At 66.8% G+C, this 17,801-nt stretch carries 14 protein-coding genes and 1 tRNA gene; 5 read left to right on the top strand and 10 right to left on the bottom strand.

Features of this window, described 5'->3' with window-relative positions; translation table 11 throughout:
* Positions 1 to 172 precede the first annotated feature (172 nt).
* Positions 173 to 1,096 carry a LysR substrate-binding domain-containing protein gene (locus ASE66_RS05075; protein WP_057188438.1) on the top strand — a complete coding sequence of 308 codons (924 nt, stop codon included), beginning with the start codon at positions 173 to 175 and terminating at the stop codon, positions 1,094 to 1,096.
* Positions 1,097 to 1,205: 109 nt separating this feature from the next.
* Here the strand turns inward: ASE66_RS05075 and ASE66_RS05070 are convergent, their stop codons facing one another.
* The 8 genes from ASE66_RS05070 to ASE66_RS05035 form a co-directional block, all read right to left on the bottom strand.
* The gene (locus ASE66_RS05070; protein WP_057188437.1) at positions 1,206 to 2,756 is read right to left on the bottom strand and encodes an ABC transporter substrate-binding protein; all 1,551 of its coding nucleotides are present in this window, start codon (positions 2,754 to 2,756) and stop codon (positions 1,206 to 1,208) included.
* A 146-nt stretch (positions 2,757 to 2,902) separates the two neighbouring features.
* Positions 2,903 to 5,077, bottom strand: a complete 2,175-nt coding sequence (locus ASE66_RS05065) for a hypothetical protein (protein WP_057188436.1) — start codon at positions 5,075 to 5,077, stop codon at positions 2,903 to 2,905.
* The gene (locus ASE66_RS05060; RefSeq protein WP_057188435.1) at positions 5,068 to 6,087 is read right to left on the bottom strand and encodes a glycosyl hydrolase family 8; all 1,020 of its coding nucleotides are present in this window, start codon (positions 6,085 to 6,087) and stop codon (positions 5,068 to 5,070) included. The genes ASE66_RS05065 and ASE66_RS05060 overlap by 10 nt, the downstream gene beginning before the upstream one ends.
* Entirely contained in the window at positions 6,084 to 8,531 is a 2,448-nt protein-coding gene (locus tag ASE66_RS05055) for a cellulose biosynthesis cyclic di-GMP-binding regulatory protein BcsB (RefSeq protein WP_057188434.1), read from the bottom strand. Before ASE66_RS05055 ends, ASE66_RS05060 begins: the two co-directional genes overlap by 4 nt.
* Complete coding sequence (gene bcsA / locus ASE66_RS05050; protein WP_057188433.1) at positions 8,528 to 10,711, bottom strand: UDP-forming cellulose synthase catalytic subunit; 2,184 nt, start codon at positions 10,709 to 10,711, stop codon at positions 8,528 to 8,530. Before bcsA ends, ASE66_RS05055 begins: the two co-directional genes overlap by 4 nt.
* A 24-nt stretch (positions 10,712 to 10,735) precedes the next feature.
* Complete coding sequence (gene bcsN, locus ASE66_RS05045) at positions 10,736 to 11,569, bottom strand: cellulose biosynthesis protein BcsN (protein WP_057188432.1); 834 nt, start codon at positions 11,567 to 11,569, stop codon at positions 10,736 to 10,738.
* A gap of 295 nt (positions 11,570 to 11,864) precedes the next feature.
* Positions 11,865 to 12,395 (bottom strand): disulfide bond formation protein B, encoded by a 531-nt coding sequence (locus tag ASE66_RS05040; RefSeq protein WP_057188431.1) that lies wholly within the window; start codon positions 12,393 to 12,395, stop codon positions 11,865 to 11,867.
* An 8-nt stretch (positions 12,396 to 12,403) separates the two neighbouring features.
* On the bottom strand, positions 12,404 to 13,015 hold the full coding sequence (locus ASE66_RS05035) for a YqaA family protein (RefSeq protein WP_057188430.1): 612 nt from the start codon (positions 13,013 to 13,015) through the stop codon (positions 12,404 to 12,406).
* Between the two features lie 116 nt (positions 13,016 to 13,131).
* On the opposite strand from ASE66_RS05035, the gene ASE66_RS05030 reads away from it, so the two are divergent.
* The 4 genes from ASE66_RS05030 to ASE66_RS05015 all read left to right on the top strand — a co-directional run bounded on the left by ASE66_RS05030 (position 13,132) and on the right by ASE66_RS05015 (position 16,320).
* Positions 13,132 to 13,216: transfer RNA gene (locus tag ASE66_RS05030), tRNA-Leu, on the top strand.
* 52 nt (positions 13,217 to 13,268) lie between these two features.
* On the top strand, positions 13,269 to 14,084 hold the full coding sequence (locus tag ASE66_RS05025) for a class I SAM-dependent methyltransferase (protein WP_057188429.1): 816 nt from the start codon (positions 13,269 to 13,271) through the stop codon (positions 14,082 to 14,084).
* A 105-nt stretch (positions 14,085 to 14,189) separates the two neighbouring features.
* Positions 14,190 to 14,681 carry a DUF3617 domain-containing protein gene (locus ASE66_RS05020; RefSeq protein ID WP_057188428.1) on the top strand — a complete coding sequence of 164 codons (492 nt, stop codon included), beginning with the start codon at positions 14,190 to 14,192 and terminating at the stop codon, positions 14,679 to 14,681.
* Positions 14,682 to 14,982: 301 nt separating this feature from the next.
* Positions 14,983 to 16,320 carry a hypothetical protein gene (locus tag ASE66_RS05015; RefSeq protein WP_057188427.1) on the top strand — a complete coding sequence of 446 codons (1,338 nt, stop codon included), beginning with the start codon at positions 14,983 to 14,985 and terminating at the stop codon, positions 16,318 to 16,320.
* A gap of 180 nt (positions 16,321 to 16,500) precedes the next feature.
* On the opposite strand, the gene ASE66_RS05010 is transcribed toward ASE66_RS05015, so the two are convergent.
* Both ASE66_RS05010 and ASE66_RS05005 read right to left on the bottom strand, forming a co-directional pair.
* The gene (locus ASE66_RS05010; RefSeq protein WP_057188426.1) at positions 16,501 to 16,956 is read right to left on the bottom strand and encodes an RbsD/FucU family protein; all 456 of its coding nucleotides are present in this window, start codon (positions 16,954 to 16,956) and stop codon (positions 16,501 to 16,503) included.
* A 1-nt stretch (position 16,957) separates the two neighbouring features.
* Positions 16,958 to 17,797, bottom strand: coding sequence for an amidohydrolase family protein (locus ASE66_RS05005; RefSeq protein ID WP_057188425.1), 840 nt, complete (start codon positions 17,795 to 17,797; stop codon positions 16,958 to 16,960).
* Positions 17,798 to 17,801 lie beyond the last annotated feature (4 nt).

Genomic DNA, 17,801 nt, shown 5'->3' with positions numbered 1-17,801 from the left:
CGATCAGGCTGATGCAGCCTGATCGGTGAATCCGTCTCTCACTCAGAGTTTTGAGCGCGTTCCGATCTGCTTGCGCGGCAAGCTGATCGGAACGCGCTCTTGGACGTTAGGGAGCGACATTGTATTTCGTCAAAGTCGTTTTTCTCTCGGCTCTATTCCCAGGGGTTATGCAATGGTGAGGCGGCTCAACCTGCGGCAGGTCGAGGCTTTCAAGGCGGTGATTGAGTACGGCACCGTCAGCCGCGCGGCCGAGATGATGAATGTCTCGCAGCCGGCGATGAGCAAGCTCGTCGCCCATCTGGAGGAGGATACGGGCCTGCGCCTGTTCGACCGGGTGAAGGGGCGGCTGGTGGCGACGCGGCGCGGCATGCGGCTCTATGAGGAGATCGACCGGATTTTTGCCGGCGTGCGCCAGGTCGAGAATGCCGTGGAGGCGATCCGGCGCGACGATCAGAGCCGCCTGCTGATCGGCGTCATGCCGGCGCTCTCCGGCTCCTTCATCCAGGAGGCGACCTCGCGCTTCCTCGCGCGGCAGCCCGGCGTGTTCTGCTCGGTCCAGTCGCGCAGCTCGCAATGGATCGCCGACGCCCTCGTCACCCACAAGCTCGACGTCGGTCTGATCATCGCCCCGGTCGACAACCCCTATGTCGCCGCCGAGCCGATGATGGGCCATCCGGTGGTCTGCATCCTGCCGCTCGGCCATCCGCTCGCGGCGAAGGAGGTCATCGTTCCCGAGGATCTCGCCGGGGTTCCGTTCATCTCGTTCGATCCGGAGAGCCACACCCATCGCAGCATCAGCCGGGTGCTCGAAGGTCATGGCGTCACGCCGGAGGTGGTGATGGTCGCCAACGTCTCGCCGACCTTGTGCGAGTTCGTCGCGGCCGGTGTCGGCGTTTCCCTGGTGCATCCGCTGATCGTCGGCGGCCTGCGCGGCAAGATCGCCATCCGCCGCTTCGAGCCGGAGTTCCAGCTCGAATTCCAGCTCTGCCGCAACCGCGATAGCCGCAATGCAAGGCTGGTCGATGCCTTCCTGGCAAGCGCGCGCGAGGCGGCGACGGAGATATCGAGGACGGTCCTGACGCCGAACCCAGCCTGATTTTCGCGAGGCTTGGGGCGCGCTGCGTCTTCGTGGAAACACGGGTCATCCCGGGCGGAGCGAAGCGCACCCGGGATGACAGCGAGGTTCCGTGAAAAATCGGTAGGTTTTAGCGTGCCTTCAGCGTGGTCGCCTCGGTGATCGGTGGGGCGAGGTTGAGCGCGCCCTTCAGCTCATAGCCGAAATCTAGCTTGTCGCTGCGGGCCCAGACCTGGCGGAGCTCGAACAGGGGAATCGCGCAGACATCATCCATGATCTTGCGCTGGGCTTCCTTCCAGAGCGTCTTCTGGGCCTCCGGGTCTGCTGCGACCCTGGCGTCCTCGATCTCCTTGTCGGCCACGGCGCAGTGCGAGAAGTTCGTCGCGGCGGTCGGGGTGTTCACCGTCGCGCGCGAGTGGAAGAACTCGCTGAGATAGGTGTCGGCGATCGGGAAGCGTGCCGCGCCGTAGAAGACCAGCCCGCTCAGGTCCTTGCGGCTCTGGCTCTGATAGGTCGCATGGTCGACGACCTGCATCTCCAGCTTGATCCCGGCCTTGGCGAGCTGCGCCTGGATGATCTCCATGAAGGGCTGCTGCGCCGAGATGTTGGAGACGATCGCCTTGATGGTGATGCCGTCCTTGTGGCCGGCCTCGGCGAGCAGGGCCTTCGCCTTGGCGAGGTCGAAGCCGTAGCGGACCGAGCAATCCTCGCCGAGATAGCCGGGCGGGACGATCGAGCAGCCCTTGGGGCCGACATCCTTGCCGACGAAGCGCACGAGATCGTCGACATTGACGGCAGCGGCGATGGCGCGGCGGACGCGGATGTCGTCGAGCGGCGGCTGGCTGCGGTTGATATGCAGCAAGCGGTACTCGCCGGGCTGGAAGATCTCGACGTTGAAGCCGGGGCGGCGGCGGGCGGAATCGACCCAGCGCTGCTCGCGCTTGGCGTAGAACAGGTCGAGCTCTCCGGAGGTGAAGGCGAGTTCGCGCGCGCTGTCCGAGGGAATGGCGCGCATCATGATCGTGTCGATCTTCGGCTTGCCGCGGAAATAATCGGGGTTGGCGGCGAGCTTCACATATTGCTGCGTCACCTGCTCGACAAAGATGAAGGGGCCGGTGCCGACCGGCTTGGCGCCGTAGCGGTCGCCCAGCTCCTCGCCCGCCTTGCGGCTGACGATGTTGCCGCCATGATAGTTGGAGACGCGGCCAAGGAAGTTGACATCCGGATACTTCAGCGTGACGCGGACGGTGAGGTCGTCGACCTTCTCCACCTTGTCGATCGCCGAGAAATCGGAGGAGAAGGTCGAGCGCTTCGGGTCGCCGGCGCGCTGCAGGGAATAGACGACGTCGTCGGCATTGAGCGTGCCCCAGTCGCCATGGAATTTGACGCCCTTGCGCAGATGGAAGGTCCAGGCCTTGCCGTCAGGCGAAGTCTCCCAGCGCTCGGCGAGATCGGGCTCCAGATCCTTGGGATCGGCGCTGCCGGGCTTGAAGCGGACGAGGCCGTTATAGAGCCAGCCGATCAGCGACTTGTCGTCGGTCGCGCTGGCGCGGTGGGCATCGAGGGTCGAGACATTGCTGGCGCCGGAGCTGACCCTGAGGATCGTTTCCTGGGCCAGCGCCTGTCCCTGGAGGCCCGCGAACAGCATCAGGCCCGCAAGCCCGGCGACATGCGTCTTCATGGTTTGATCCCCTCGACCATTTATTGGCACGATAGTGGGGACCGACATCCCAGTCTGTCCAAGTCGAAATCTGGGATGAGGTATTCTGCGTGGTTATGGTGCTGGCCGCTACCCGCGTTCCCGATCGCCGTGGAGGGGAATGAAGCTCAGTAGCGGTTGCGCTGGGTGATGTCCCGGATCGCGGTCAGGCCGGACATCGCCTGGGGCGAGCCATTGGCCCGGTAGAGCGCCTGGAAGACTTGGGCGGCGTCGTCAAAGCGGCCGAGATTGAAGTAAGACCAGCCGCGCATCAGCATCAGGTCGGTGCTCTCGGACGCAAAACGCGCCCGTGCGCCCAGCGTGATCAGCGCGCCGTTGAAATCCTTGGCGTCGTATTGGGCATAGAAGCGCTCGGACAGGAGCAGAGCCTGCAGCTCCTTGCGGCGGGCTGGAGGCAGGTTGGTACTGGCGGCCGCGGCGCCGGCCTCCGCCGTCAGTCCCTGCTGGAGCTTCGCATAGGCCTTGCCGGCGGCGGCGTCGGCGGCGATCTGGGCATTGCCGCTGCGCTGCGCCGCGTCGAAGGCTTCGGCCGCGGCGGCGGGCCGTTTCAGGTTGAGCAGGCACCAGCCGCGCTGGAGCGCAGCCGCCCCGGTCACGCCCGTGCCGCAAGAGCTGCTCCGTGGCCGTTCGGGCGCTGGGCGCCGCGCGACAGCGGCGTCGCGCAAGTCGTCCTCGTAGTGCGTCGACGGTGCAGGCTCGGCTCGAACGGTACGGCGCGGTGCCCGTTCAACGGGCTCGGGCGCCGGAACCAGCCGATCGCCCTGGCCAACATCGGGCAGGGGGCGCGCTTCTCGCGTTTCAATGCGCCTTCGCGCCGGGTTCAGCAGGTCGGCGATGCGCGGCGAGCGGCTGCGCCATTCGGCGATGATGGCACGCAAGGCCCCCTGGTCGCGCAGGCGCTGATGCACCAGAGCGAGCCCATAGGCCGCCGGCTCATAGCTGCGATCCCAGGAAAGCGCGGTCTCGAACCAGGTCTCGGCCGGGGCGAGCTGCCCGGAGTTGTAGGCATACCAGCCGAGGGCGGCGCCGCCCGGAGCATAGCGGTCGACGCCGACCGTCCTGGCGATGCGCTCGATCACGGCGCGTTCGAGCCGCGGCGCCGGTTCCTGGGCGATCAGCGCGGTCGCGACGTCGAGATAGGCTTTCCGGTTCGCCGGGCCGGCTTCGAGCCATTGTGCGCCGAGGGTTTCGGCCTCCTGGTATTTCTGTTGCGCGCCGAGCGCGAGCACCGCTCCTTCCGCCGCCTTGGCGCCGCCATTGCGCGCGAGCGCGGTCTGGAACCAGGTCACCGCCTTGGCCGCGTCGTTGTGGCGGAAGAAATAGAAGCCGAGCAGGATCGGATCGTCCGGCGTCGTCGCCGCATTGGCGAGCGCCTCGATGCGGCGCAGGTCCTCCGGCGTCGCCGTCAGCGTGGGATCATCCGCCGCCTTGCCGACGCGCCGCCGCGCGATCTCGTCGCGGATTCCCGAGAATTCGCTTTGCCGCTCCTGCGCCAGCAGCGGGGCAAGCTGCGCTTCGGGCAAGGTCGCGAGCGCCTTCTGCATGGTGCCGACCCGCTCGGCCGGATTGGTGCAGTTGGTCAGCACGTAGGAATAGGCGTCGCGCGCGCGTTCCGGCGCGCCGGTCTGGACGAAGGCCTCCGCCACGCGCCAGAGCGCGTCGACATTGGCGCAGGTCAGCAGCGCCGGAGTCTCGGTGCCGATCCGGATCACCTGCTCCCATTGCTTGGCATTGGCGGCGTTGACCAGGCGCTGGCCGGCCTCGGCCCGATCGATCTGGGCGATGAGGTCGGCTGGTGCCTGCCAGTTCGGATCGGCGCTGCTGCGCTGGGCGATCGCTGCCCGCGCTTCGCCGAACTTGCCCTCGGCGAACAGCCGCCACATCCGCTCCAGCTCGGGATCGCCGGTTGGCAAGGGCGTATTCAGATCGGTCGGCGGTTTCCATTCGGGATAGAGTGCGCGCAGCCGGGCGAGCTCCGCTTCGTAGCGCCGGGTGTCGCCCTGGCTCGCGAAATAGCGCAGAGCCGTCTCGTCGACCCTCTGCTGCTGCCCTGGCGGCGTTGCCGGCCGCCCGGGTGCTGCGGGGGCTTGAGCCAGTTCGGTCTCGGCCGGCTCGGCGGCAGGCACGACTGGTTGGGCGGGGTCGGGATGCGTCTCGGCCTGGGCCTGCTGGATGGTGGGCACCGGAGCCGCAGGCCAGGTGAGGTCATGGCCATAGCGGCCCAGAGCGTAGAAAGCGGCGCCGGAGGCCGCGAGGGCGATCAGCGCGGGTTTCACATGCATTGCGGGTACCTCTCGCTGAGCATCGAGAGGGCGAGCAGGTGCAGTGTCGACGGGTAGTAGAGCGTTGGCTGGAAGGTCTTCAGCTCAGCCGGGATTGGGGTGCGGTCGAGCGCGCAGGCCATAGCGGCCGCCAGGACGCGGTAGCCGGCATCGGGTAGCGGTTCGACCGGCTTGCCGCTCGGAACGTCGATCACGGCGGTGCCGTTGGCCCAGGCCTGGCGGAACGGCTCGAGGCGCTGCTTGTCGGCGAGACCGGCCCGCAGGAGATAGAGCGGAATGCGCAGCGCGTTGTAGCCGAACTGCGGCGGAAACCCCTCGGCCGGCTTCGGCTCGCCCTTGAGCGAGAGCCAGTCGGCCGCCAGCGCCTTTCGCTTGGCGAGATCATCGAGCAGTTTCAGGCCGGTCGCCTGTGCCTGCATCCAGCTCTGATCGTTGGTCAGGCGGGCCAGGATCGGAAAGGCCTCGAACACCCAGTAGGACGGATTGATCACTGGCCCGTCCGGACGCTCCTGCTCCGAGAAGCCCTTGGCCGCCGGCATCAGCCAGGTCTCGCTGCCGCGCTTCACCAGCGCGGCCTTGGCGAGCGAGCGGGCGATCTGGCGGGCTGCGGTGGTGTAGGCCGGCATCGCCCAGCGCGTGCCGGCGCAGGCGAGCGCCTCGGCGATCAGGAGGTCGCCGTCGCTGGCGTTGTTGATGTCGCTGATGCGGGGCGTTGTCTTCGGGTCCCAGCGCCAGGCGGCGAGCCCATCGTCGCGGATCAGCAGCTCGGTCCGGGTGAAGGAGAGGATGCTGGCGAAGCTGCCACGATCGCCGGCGAGGCAGGCGAGCAGCAGCCCGTAGCCCTGGCTCTCGCTGTGGCTGATGCCGCCATTGGCATCGTCGACGACGCGGCCCTCGGCGGTCACGAATTTCTGCCGGTAGAGTTCCCAGGCTCCCGCGGGCAGGGCTGCCTGCGCACTGGACGTGACGCTGAGCAGGGTCGCGGCCAGGGCAGCGCGAAGCCGTCTCATGAGCGCCTCCCCAGCCGGCCAAACAACAGGAAGGTTCCGATACCGAGGCCGATGCAGGCTGCGAGCAAGGTCAGTGCGTAGATGCCGATATTGCTCGACATCCAGTTGGCGAAGACGAGGCGCATATTGGCGAGGCTGAACGCCCGGGTCATGACGAAGGAGGTGCTGTCCGCCGAGATGACGTGATTGTCCTGTCCGCTGCGGAAAGCCGTGATCTTGCCGGCCATCCCGGCCCAGTTGCCGGGGGTTACGAGCCTGTCGATGTTCTTCTCCAGAGCCTCCTCTTGGCGCACCACGAAGGCGGTCCAGACCTGGCGCGTATCGGGATCGGTCGCCTGGGCGGCGATCAGCTCGGCCCCTTCGGCCGGCTCATAGAGCGAGGGCGCGCGCGAAGGCGTGCGCAGCTGCGCGAAGGACAGGTCGAAGGTGCGCTGCAGCCATTGGTCGAAGCCGATGAAGTAGCGGGCGAGGGGGCCGCCGAGCGAACCGCGCCAGCGGTCGCGGATCGCGTCGGTCGTCGGCGCGGCGCCGCCGGAAGCCTCCGGCGTCGTCTGCCGGCCCTGGAAGCGGTTGATCACCGCGTCGAACACGGCGGTACCCTCGGTTTCCGGCACGACGACGACCGCGTCTGCGCGCTGCGGCCAGGTGTTGCGAATGTTGTCGGCGATGCCGACGCGCGGCAGCAGCCCGGCCGGCAATTGGCCGGCAGCGCCGACGATCAGAGCAGGGCGGTTGCCGACGGTCGCGGCGCTGCCGAGGAGGTCGATGGGGAGTGGCCGGTCGGCGCGCTGGGCCAGCCTGGCGAGCAGGGTCGCGGCGGCGCCGAGATTGGGCAGGTCCTGCCGGCCGATGATCAGCCCGACATGCGCTGCGATCGAATAGGGGAAGCCGGTGCCAGCCACGGCGGCAAGGTTCGGGCTTACCCCGATCTTGGCGAAGTCCGGGATCGCCAGCGCGGTCGTGTCGAACAGGGCGAAGCGGTTCTTGCCGGGCAGGGTCGCACCCGGCCCGCAGGCGAGGTCGGAGCGCGTCAGCGTGACCGTCTCGAACCAGATCTCGTTGATCCCGGGCCGGAAGTGCCGGAGCGATATGGTGATCGGGGATTGCTGGAAGAGCCCGCCATTGGCGGCATTGAGCGGCACGGTCGCCGCGACATTGCCGTTGACGAAGACCTCGATGCGGCTGGCACCGGGGAGGACCTCCTCCGAATAGGCGCCGTCGAGATAGAGCGTCGCCTCGCCATAGGCGTTGGCGTAGAAATCCCCCGGCATGGCGACGACGGCACGCACGCGCATGCGCCGGCCGGAGGATTCCTGGGTCGAAACGCCGAGTTCCGAGAAGCGCAGCACCTGCTGGTCGGAAATGAAGGGCGCGTCGGGCACGTGCCAGCTCGACGTGTCCATCGTCTTGCGGTTGATGTTGGTCGGCCGCGAGACCGGTCCGGTCAGTAGCTTGGCGATGATCGCCTCGAGGTCCGGCCAGGTCTCGCCGGTGACAAGGAGAGTGGCCGGCCCGAGCCTGGGATTGGCGACGAAGCCGAGGAAACTGCCGGCTCCCGCCTCCGCCGGCAGCGTGCCGAGCAGCTCGCGCAGCTCCTTGCTCGTGCCGAGCAGGACGGTGAGCACGCCGGGGCGGATGCGCTCCGGCAAACGCTCGGAGACACGCACCGCCGCCTGGCTGTAGCGGCCGCGCAGCGCGACGCCCTGCGCCACCGCGAGGATGCTGTTTGCCGCGACGGAACGCGTCGCGCCCGGCGCGACGATGTGGATCGTCGTCTGTCCGGTCTCGTCGCCGCCGACGGCCGGCAGGTCGTCGATGCTGCGCAGGCGCGATTGCTGCGCCGGATTCCGGAAGGACAGCCGCGTGCCGGCGCCGTCGACGCGCGTCCACAATTCATAGGTGGAAGCGATCGTGCAGTCGGTGCGGTGGCGCTGGGCGGCCTCGAAGCGGATCGTGTTCTGGCCGGGCCTGAGCAGGCCTTTGCGGATCGCGGTGGAGGTCCGCTTCAGGCGGTCGGAGGAGGCGATCGGCGCTTCCATGATGCGCTCGCCATTGATGCGTACCGTCAGGCGCGAGGCCTCGGGCATCACGACCAGCGCATTCTGGAAGGCGACGTCGAGATTGAGATCGGCGCTCGCCTCGTCCTGGGTCAGGTAGAAGGCCCAGCTGCGCGTGTCGCTCTCGCCTTCGAGCGTGACGCGGGGGGCCGGCAGCAGCGGCTTGAAGGCGAAGCTGGCGGGAACGGCCGGCGCGACGGGCGCCGGCACGGCCGGTGGCCTGGGCTCGGCCGAAGGTGAGGTCGCCGGTTGCTGGCCCGGCGGCGCGATCATGAACGGTGCCGGCTCCCGCGGCGGTGCCGGCTGGGCCTCTTGCGCCGGGAGGCTCAGGCTGCCGATCGGGACGATCGCCGCTGCGGCGAGGATATGCAGGAAGCGCGTCCTCATTCCGCCGGTCTCCGCGAGGGGTTGGAGCGGGCAAAGCGGGAGAGGCCGAAGAAATAGGACAGGCCGCGGCTGGTCTGGAACACGGCCAGGCGCAGGAAGCGCAAGGTGCCATAGATGACGCCCATGTTCTGGCGCCGAGCCTTCTGGAAATTGCTCCAGATCCCGGCGTCAGAGAAGGCGAGGTCGGCGATGATACGGCTGTGCAGCGGCTCGCTCGGTTCGTAGCGGCAGCCGAGCACCAGCCCCTTCTCGTCCGCGCCGAGGCGGACGACGCGCACGGGCAGGGCGCCTGCTGGCATCGCGATCGAGGTTTCGAAGGTGATCTCGCCCTTGCTGTTCACCGGCAGCTTGTCGAAGCCCTTGGACAGGACCCGGATGGCGACGCCGTCGACGGAGACGTTCTCGGTGATCACCGGCGCTGTCCGGCCGTCGATACTGATCTCGCCGCGCCGCTTCACCGGGAAACGCCGGGCACCGCGGCCTTCCGGCCGTTCCGAGACGACGCCGAGCGCGCAGCCCGCCATCAGCAGGTTGAGGATATTCCATAGCCCGACCACGAGGGTGGTGTCGGCATTGTAGGGCTGGGCGATGGTGCGCCAATAGGTGGCGACGACGCCGAGCGCCAGCACGGCGAAGATGATGAAGAAGGGCAGGCCGAGCTCGGAGATGCGCCGCGTCCCGAGCTCCTCGCTCTTGGCGGTGACCTTGAAGGTCGGTTTGCCGGGATTGAGCAGGACCGAGATCACTGCCGGCAGCAGATAGACCGACTGGATGAATTCGTAGAGCTCGGAGATCCACGGCCAGCGATAGCGGCCATAGAGGTAGTTCTGCATCATCAGGTTCACCGCCATGTAGCTGAAGACATAGGCGATGAACTCGGCGCCCGAGGCGGTGAAGATCTCCAGTCCGAAGAAGAGGTAGCAGAGCGGCGCGACCAGGAAGGTCAGGCGCACGAAGGGGAACAGCCAGAACAGGGCCGAGGAGGAGTAGCACAGGCGCTGCGGCAAAGAGAGGCCGCTCTTCAGCATCGGGCGGTGGTAGATCAGGATCTGCATCATGCCCTGCGCCCAGCGCGAGCGCTGGCCGATGAAGCTCGCGAAGGTGGCGGGCTGGAGCCCGGCGATCAGCGGCTTGTCGACATAGATGCTGTTCCAGCCGGTGGCGTGCAGGGTGATCGCGGTCTCGGCATCCTCGGTGATGCTGCGGCCGGAGAAGCCGCTGGTCGTCTGCAGCGCAGCGCGGCGCAGGACCGCGGCCGAGCCGCAGAAGAACGAGGCGTTCCACTTGTCGAGGCCGCGCTGGATGATGCCGTAGAACATCTCGTTCTCGGACGGCATCGCCTTGAAGGTCTTGAGGTTGCGCTCCAGCGGGTCGGGATTGATGAAGAAGTGCGGCGTCTGCACCAGGAACAGCTTCGGGTCTTCACCGAAATAGCCGATCGTCTCGGTCAGGAAGTTGCGCGCCGGCGCATGGTCGGCGTCGAAGACGACGATGAGGTCGCCGCTGGAATTGGCGAGGCCGTTGTTGAGGTTGCCGGCCTTGGCGCTGACATTGCGTTCGCGCGTCAGATAGGTGCAGCCGAGCCCCTCGCAGAGCTTCTGTAACTGCGCCCGCCGCTCCCGCGCGGCGCTGGCGGCGACGAAGTTGTCGGCGTTGCATTTCTCGTCGGTGCCACCGTCGTCGAGCAGATAGACGGTAAGGCGCCCGGCCGGATAGTCCATGGCGAGCGCCGCCGACAGCGTCGTCGCCAGGAGTTCGGGCTCCTCGTTGTAGGAGGGCACGAAGACGTCGACCGTCGGGGCATCGGCGGGGATCGGCGGTGCGCTCTTGCGCCGCGGCAGCGGCATCGCCACGACGAACAAGCTGAGGAACAGCATGCCGATATTGTAGAGCTCGGCCAGATAGAGGATCAGGCCGGGGATGAAGTCCTCGAGCTGGTTGACAGGCGGCAGCGTGCTCGTCGTGCGCCAGTAGACATAGCGCAGCACCATCGCCGTCCCGAGGCCGAGCGCGATCAGACGCCAGACGCCATAGGGTCGCAGGAACTTGAGCAGGATCATCGCCCCGACCACGATCGTCCCGGCGATCAGATGTGCCTGCAGGCTGATCGGCAGCGTGATCAACGCCACGACCACGGCGGTCGCGATGGCCCAGAAGATGATGTAGCTCGCGGTTCGCATCGGTTGTTGTGACGCTTCTTTACCTCAGGGCGTGGGGGGCGGTGGAACGGTCGGGTATCCCTCCAGCGGCCTGTCCGAGATTGGCTGAGGATCGTGGAGACGGTCGGTTTCGGCCCGCGGAGCCCGCGCCGGCCGCGGCGGCGCGGCCCGTCGGGGCGCAGCAGCTTCCGGCGCCTGCAGCAGCGGATAGATCGGCGCGCCGGCCTTGCCGAGCTCGGGCGCAGGGGCGGGCGCGTCCCCGGCCGGGTTCCAGCCGCTGCGCCGCAGCGAGGCGTTCAGCGAATAGTCGTAGGCCAGGCGCAGCAGCGAGGCTTCGCTCGCCTTGGGATTGCAGATGCGCATGCGGACCGAGACTGCGCCCGATTTCGGCCGGAAGACGCTGTCGCCATCGGCGATGCGCTGCCAGGCATAGAGGCAGGCGTCGCCGCCGGTACCACGGCCGAAGGCGTAGCCGAACGGCCCATACTTGTTCTGGACGAAGACGGCCGATGGCGCCATGGCGATGCCAGGCAGGTGCTCGTCCATGTCCTGCGCGACGGCGAAGTCGTCGATCCCCGGCAGCTTGAGCAGGTTGCCCTCGACGCCGGTGCTCTCCGGCAGGTCGGCCGCGGTGAAGAAGGCGACCTGGATCGTGTTCTCGCCGGGCGTCCGGCCGCGCGTCGCCAGCGAGATCGTCTGCGCAACCGCGTTTTCGTAGCTGCGCTGCGTGACGCCGACCACGGGGGGGCTGCCGGGCGGCAGGACGATCATCGCCCGGCTCGGGTCGACGGAGAGCGAGCGCGTCGCGGTGACCAGCTCGGAATCGGCAAGTCGCTGCTCGCCGCAGCCTGCGACGGCCAAGCTCAGGCAGCCGGCCACGACAGATATCGCCGCGCGCCGCTGCGCCGGATGGCACCTTCCCGAACGTATGGCTGGACCCTGCCCTGCGACGTTCATTGGCGCGCCGGTCCGAATCTGGTCGGCATCGTCATATGTTGACCATCGATTAATACAGGTTAACGCGAGCTTACTGTCCGCTGTGCATCGGCAATGCGGCCCGACCGTCCGATTCTCTGCTGCAATACAGATGATTCGCGCGATTATTCCAACCGCCGATGATGGCGGCCGGTTGCGCAGCGGCTCGGCTTGGGCAGCCGGCGGTCGCTTCGGCGGGCTAGTTTTGCGGGAATTCCGAGCGCTGCGCGGCCCTCTTCAGCCCCAGAAGCGCGAGGGCCAGCAGCGCGAGCGAGGCCAGCGCATTCCAACCAGCGAGCGACAGGCCGAGGAAGCGCCAGGCGGCTTCCGTGCAGGAGACGATGCGGGTCGTCTGCAGCTGCTTCATCAGGTCCTGGACGCCGGCGGCTGCGGGTGCAGGCGTGCCGCCGCAATCGTTAGGGCCGGCGAAGACGCCCCATTCCACGCCGGAATGGTAGACGCCGAGCCCGGTGCTCCAGGCCATCAGCAAGGCGAGGATGATCAGCGCGGCGACCTGGAGCCGACGCGAGCGGGCGAAGATGAGGGCGAGCGTGGTGAGGCCGATCACGGCGTAATGCGGCGCGCGCTGCTCGAGGCAGAGCTTGCAGGGGCGCAGATGCAGGACCAGCTCGAAGAACCAGGCGCCGGCGATCAGGGCCAGACTCGCAAGCCCGATCAGGGCGATCAGGCGGCGGGGATCGGCGAGGAGGCGCGGGAGGAAGCCGGTCATGGGTCGCTTCAGCAGGAGAACATCTGGCCCGAGCCTGTCAGCAGCTTGAGGCCGAAATAGAGCAGGATCAGGAAAGCCGCGCCGCCGAGCGCGATCAGCTTCAGCCGCTTCTCGATGAAGTGCCGGATCGTCTCGCCATAGCGGCGCAGCAGGAAGGCGAGGGCAAGGAAGCGGGCACCGCGCGCCAGGATGCAGGACAATATGAAGAAGCCGAGTCCGATATGGACGGCGCCGGCCAGGATCGTCACCACCTTGATCGGCGGCAGATGGGCCAGGCCCGAGGTGGTGAGCAGAAGCAGCGTGGTGTCGGGGCCGGCGCAGGCGCGCAACTGCTCGAAGGCATCGAGCTTGCCGTAGAAGGCGAGCACCGGCCGCGCCAGCGCGTCGAAGGCATAGTAGCCGAGCGCATAGCCGGCGATGCCGCCCAGCGTCGAGAACACGGTCGCGATCAGCGCCAGGCGATAGGCCCGCTCGGGCTTGGCCAGCGCCATCGGCACGAACAGCACGTCGGCCGGGATCAGGAAGAAGGAGCTCTCGATGAAGGCGACGACGGCGAGCCAGGCCTGCGCGCTGCGGCGGGCGGCGAGCGAGAGCGTCCAGAGATAGAGGCGTTCGAACATGCCGCCCCTTAGCGGGCGCCGGGCCTTCCGTCCATGGCTCCGACGCCACGGGGAAAGACGATCACGCGAGATTGACCGGCCCTTGCCGATCGCTATAGTCCGCCCGCCCGAAAGGGGCCCCTGTGGCGGAATTGGTAGACGCGCTCGACTCAAAATCGAGTTCCGCAAGGAGTGCTGGTTCGATTCCGGCCAGGGGCACCATTCAGTTCGAGTCTCCACAATTCGGCACCGGCCGGATTCAACGGTCAGCGCCATGCATCCCACAGTCGAGAGAATTCTGCGCCGCCGCAATATTCCGGTGGCCGATTTCAGCGCGGCCGTCACCGAAGCCCTTCGCCTGCTCGGCGACCAGTCCGCGATCAGCGCGCGCATGCAGGTCGCCGCGGCGCTGTCGGCGCATCCGGGCGGGCGGCTCTGCGATGTCGGCGGCAGCACCTCGGCCTATCTCGTCGTCGCGCATGTGCTCGGCACCGCCGTGACCGTGGTCGACACCTTGCCCTATGCCGACGACGACACGCCGGGCTTTCCGGACGAAGTCAGGCGCCGGCTGGCGCTGTTCGACAAGCTCGGCATCGAAATCCGGCGTTCGGACATCTTCGCGACGCCGTTGCCTCCCGCGACCTTCGACGTCGCCGTCGCCTTCGAGACGATCGAGCATTTCGACCATTCGCCGAAGCCGGTGCTGACCGCGATGGTGGATGCGCTCGTTCCGGGCGGCCGGCTGTGCCTGTCGACGCCCAATATCGCCCGCATCGACATGCGGCTGCGGCTGCTTCGCGGAAAAACCGTCCACGAGACCTTCGATTACTTCTTCCACGAGGGCAATCCCTTCATCGGCCACCATCGCGAGTACACGCTGTCGGAGTTCCAGGCGCTTCCCGGCATGCTCGGGCTGAAGCCTGTCGAGGTCTTCGCCGTGAACGCTGCTTATGAGAGCCGCAAGACCAAGAATGCCGGGCAGCGATTCATGATCGGCCTGGAGGAGCGCTATGGTCTCGGCGACCGGCTCCTGCCGCCGACCTGGCGCAAGCATGTCTGGCTCGATGCCCGCAAAGAGGGTGGCGCCTGACGGAACGGTATGCCGCCTCGTTCGGGCGGCCGCCCCAAAATCGCCGTTCGCGCTGGCTCTGTCTACGTCCGAATCGTTCAGGACGGACAGACGAGGAGTCATCGCATGAGGGCAGTCGCCATCGCCGTCGCAGCCAGCGTTTTGGCGACCATTCCGGCCTTCGCCGAGGAACTTCCGCAGCGCAAGCCGGGATTGTGGGAGACCAGGTCGACGAGCGCCGAGGGAGAGACCGTCGCCAAGCAATGCGTCGGGCCGGGCACCGATCGCGCCATGCTGGGCGGGATGACCGGCGGTGCCTGTTCGAAGGTCGAGGTGAAGAAGGCCGGGGCCGGCTATACGGTCGCGACCGAGTGCATGGTCGGCCAGATCAAGGCGGTCGGCAACAGCGTGGTCACCGGCGATTTCCAGGCGACCGTGCGTACCGAAGGCACCACAAAGCTCACCGGCATGCCGGGGCAGCCGGGGCCGGTGGAGCGCAGGCTGGTGGTCGAGGCCAAGCGCGTCGGCGAGTGCGGGCCGGGAGAGAAGCCCGGCGACGTCATCCTGCCCGACGGCCGGGTGATCTCGATGCCGGGAGCGGGCGGAGCAAAGCCGTAGCAACCGTTCATCCGAGGCCGTTGCCAGTCCCGACTCTTAGAGTGCGTCGCGACCATAGGGCCGTGCACTGGCTCGGCAGGAACCGCCGCGGAAGGTATCCCACCATTCTCCATTGAGGGCGGGCCGGCGTGGTCGAGGCACGCCCAACAGCAGGGGCTGAACGCTCCGCGGGGCCGCGCGCCCAGGCGCCTCAAACCCTGATGCCCTCATTCTTTTGCATGATGCCGAGAGTGCGATCTGCTGCCAGATTGATCTGCTGCACGGTGCATATGCCGACGGAAGATGGGGAGCTTTGGGTTCTATGGCCAATCCTCAAATCAAAGCTAAGCTTCAGTCGGCCCGGTTAGCGACGGATCCGGCGCAGGACGTCAAAAGTCGACTGAAGCAGTGCCTGGAGAGTGATGCATTCAATATAGGCCCGCATAGCCAGCCAAATAAAACGCTGTCTGCTGCAATCTTGATTTTGCAAAGATCTCTGAACGGCATTCGCGACAAGTTCCAGTGGGGCGTCGGTCCTGATGGTGTCACGCCGGGGATGCCGCGCAGCCCGGAAACGGGAGCCTATGACGAAGGCACGAAGGCAGCGGTGCAATGGTACAAGGAGTTCAACGGGGTCAGGCGGTCGCACCAGCAGCGCGTGGACAACATCATCGGCCGTATGACGATCTCACAGATCGACAACGACCTGCTGGCCAGCGGTCCGAAACCCAAGCCGGCTCCATCGCCGACCCCGCCGCCGAACCCGAGTGCAGCCGGTTGGACGTTCGGCGTTCCGACCCTTCCCCTGGTCGTGAAGAGGGGAGATCATCAGGCGGACAAGGATGATCTCAGTACGGTCGAAACAGATGCCTCCGCCACCAGGAAGGCTCATTTCATCATCGGGCTCATGACGCACCATAATCCGCCCAAGGGCCCGTCCGACTATGAGAGAATATGGAAGGGGTTTGCGGGGATCGGCGGAATCAATGCCGCCGACATGGCGCAATTCCAGATCGATAACTCGTCGGCACCACCTAGGATGGAAGGCGACCGGGTTTTCGGCGTGGCGGATTTCTGGTCAACGCAGATGAAGAAGGACAAGGGTTTCATCAGGCCTCACGAAAATCTCGTCGGGGAGATAACGCGTGTCATCTCTGAAATGGCCGATCATCAGAGAAAGTTTGCGGACATCTCGGTTCTGCGTATCGGATCGCAGCCCTCGACGCTCGAACGGCATGCCGTGGTCATCGACTTCAGCTTCAAGAATGACAAGAAGCGCGCATTGGGTGACGCGATGGCATACGGCTTCGGCGCCATTCAGGGGCTCAGGGTCAATCTGATCGAATTCGTCGGACAACCTGACGGCACCTACAAGGGAACCCTGCAGTATGAGGTGTTCGATCACTATGGCGCCGATAGCCATGATTGGAATGATCATGGTCAGGCTGCGCAGTATTTGCTGCAGCGAGGATTGGTCGATGGGCAGGACAAGACAAAGTACCGCCCGTTTGTGTCGAAGATCGTTGCCAATGTGCCATTCGAAGGGGATGTCCGAATGGCGATCAAGCACACCACCGCCTCGCAGCTCCAGTTGAGTGAGCTGCGAAAGGCGTTGTCGTATCGCGCTCGGCTCCTTCCTGGCGGTCGGGCGCGCGTCTAGAGCAGTTCCGCGTTTCTCCGAATCGCACAACTGCTCTAGACCTTTGTTTTATCGCATTGTCTTCACGCGAACCGGTGTCCACTTCGCTCGAAAATGCTCTAGCTGGCGCCCTCGGCTCACTGCGTCCATGCCGGATCATCCGGTCGGGCGCTCGGTCTCGATGGGACCCGAATGGCCTGCTCAGCCAGGTTGGCCGGCGATCACGCCCTTGCGGAACAGGAAGCAGCCATAGGGGCGAGGGTCGCCGACCTGGACCACGGCAAAGGCCTGCCGCGCCGCCTCGTAGAAGGCGAAGCGCTCGATGCCGGCAAGCGGCTCGGAGCGGCCGAGTGCGCGGTCGAGTTCGGCCTGGACCTGGCGCTGGACATCCGGGATCGCGGCGGCATCGCCGACGACCAGCATGCGCCTTGCCGGCTGCGGCTCGAAGTCGTCGATCGGCAGCACCGAGAGGATGGCGCGGGCCGCCCGCGCCATGGTGAGACCCGGCAGGCGCACCAGCCGGCCGCTCGTCGTCGCGCGGGCGATCTTCTCGGCCGGGTGGTTGGCGTCGACGAGCGCGAGGTCGTCGCCATGGCCCATGGCGGCGAGCACCCAGAGCAGATCGGCGGAGAGGACCGGGTCGATGTTCTTCAACATGTCACTGACGCCCGCGCTGCGAGAGGTAGAGTTCTGCGGCATTGCCGCCGAAAACGGCCGCGCGCTGCGCTTCTGAGAGGCCCGCCAGCAGCATCTCGCAGGCCTCGATCCATTGCGCATAGGAGGCGCGCAGCGTCACCACCGGCCAGTCGCTGCCGAAGATCAACCGCTCGGGCCCGAAGGTGGCTAGGAGATGCTCGACAACCGGCCGCAGCGTCTCCAGCGTCCAGTCCGGGCCGGCCTCGGTGACGAGCCCGGAGAGCTTGCAGGTGAGGCGGGGATGTCTGGCCAGGGCGCTCATGCCGTCACGCCAAGCTGCGAGATCGCCGGTGACGAGGTCGGGCTTGGCGCCGTGGTCGATGACGCAGGCGAGGCCCGGATGCCGTTCCAGCACCGTCAGCATCGGCGCGATATGGCGCGGCTTCAGTAGCGCGTCGAAGACGAGACCGTGCGCGATCATGGCTTCGAAGGCCGGCGCCAGTTCAGGGCGCGCCAGCCAGTTGCCGTCGGCGATGTCCTGAACCATCGGCCGCAACCCGACGAGCAGCGGATCACTGGTCAGGGCCGCGATGTGCTGCACCACATCGGGTGCATCGAAATCAGTCCAGCCGACGACGCCGGCGACGAGGGGCGTCTTTGCCGCGATCTCGAGCAGGTAAGTCGTCTCCGCCCCGGTCGGCGCCGCCTGGACCAGGATGGTGCGTTCAACGCCATGCGCGGCAAGAAGCGGCGCCAGATCGGCGGGGCCAAAATCGCGATGGATGACGCCCAGCGCCGGCGTCAGCCAGCCATAATCGCTGCGTGCCAGGCTCCAGAAGTGCTGATGGGCGTCGATGCGCATGGCG

Origin of the sequence: Allobosea sp. Root483D1 (genome assembly GCF_001429505.1) — a bacterium.
Taxonomy (GTDB): domain Bacteria; phylum Pseudomonadota; class Alphaproteobacteria; order Rhizobiales; family Beijerinckiaceae; genus Allobosea.
Note: the sequence above shows the minus strand (reverse complement) of the source record. Positions and strands in the feature narration are given on the sequence as shown.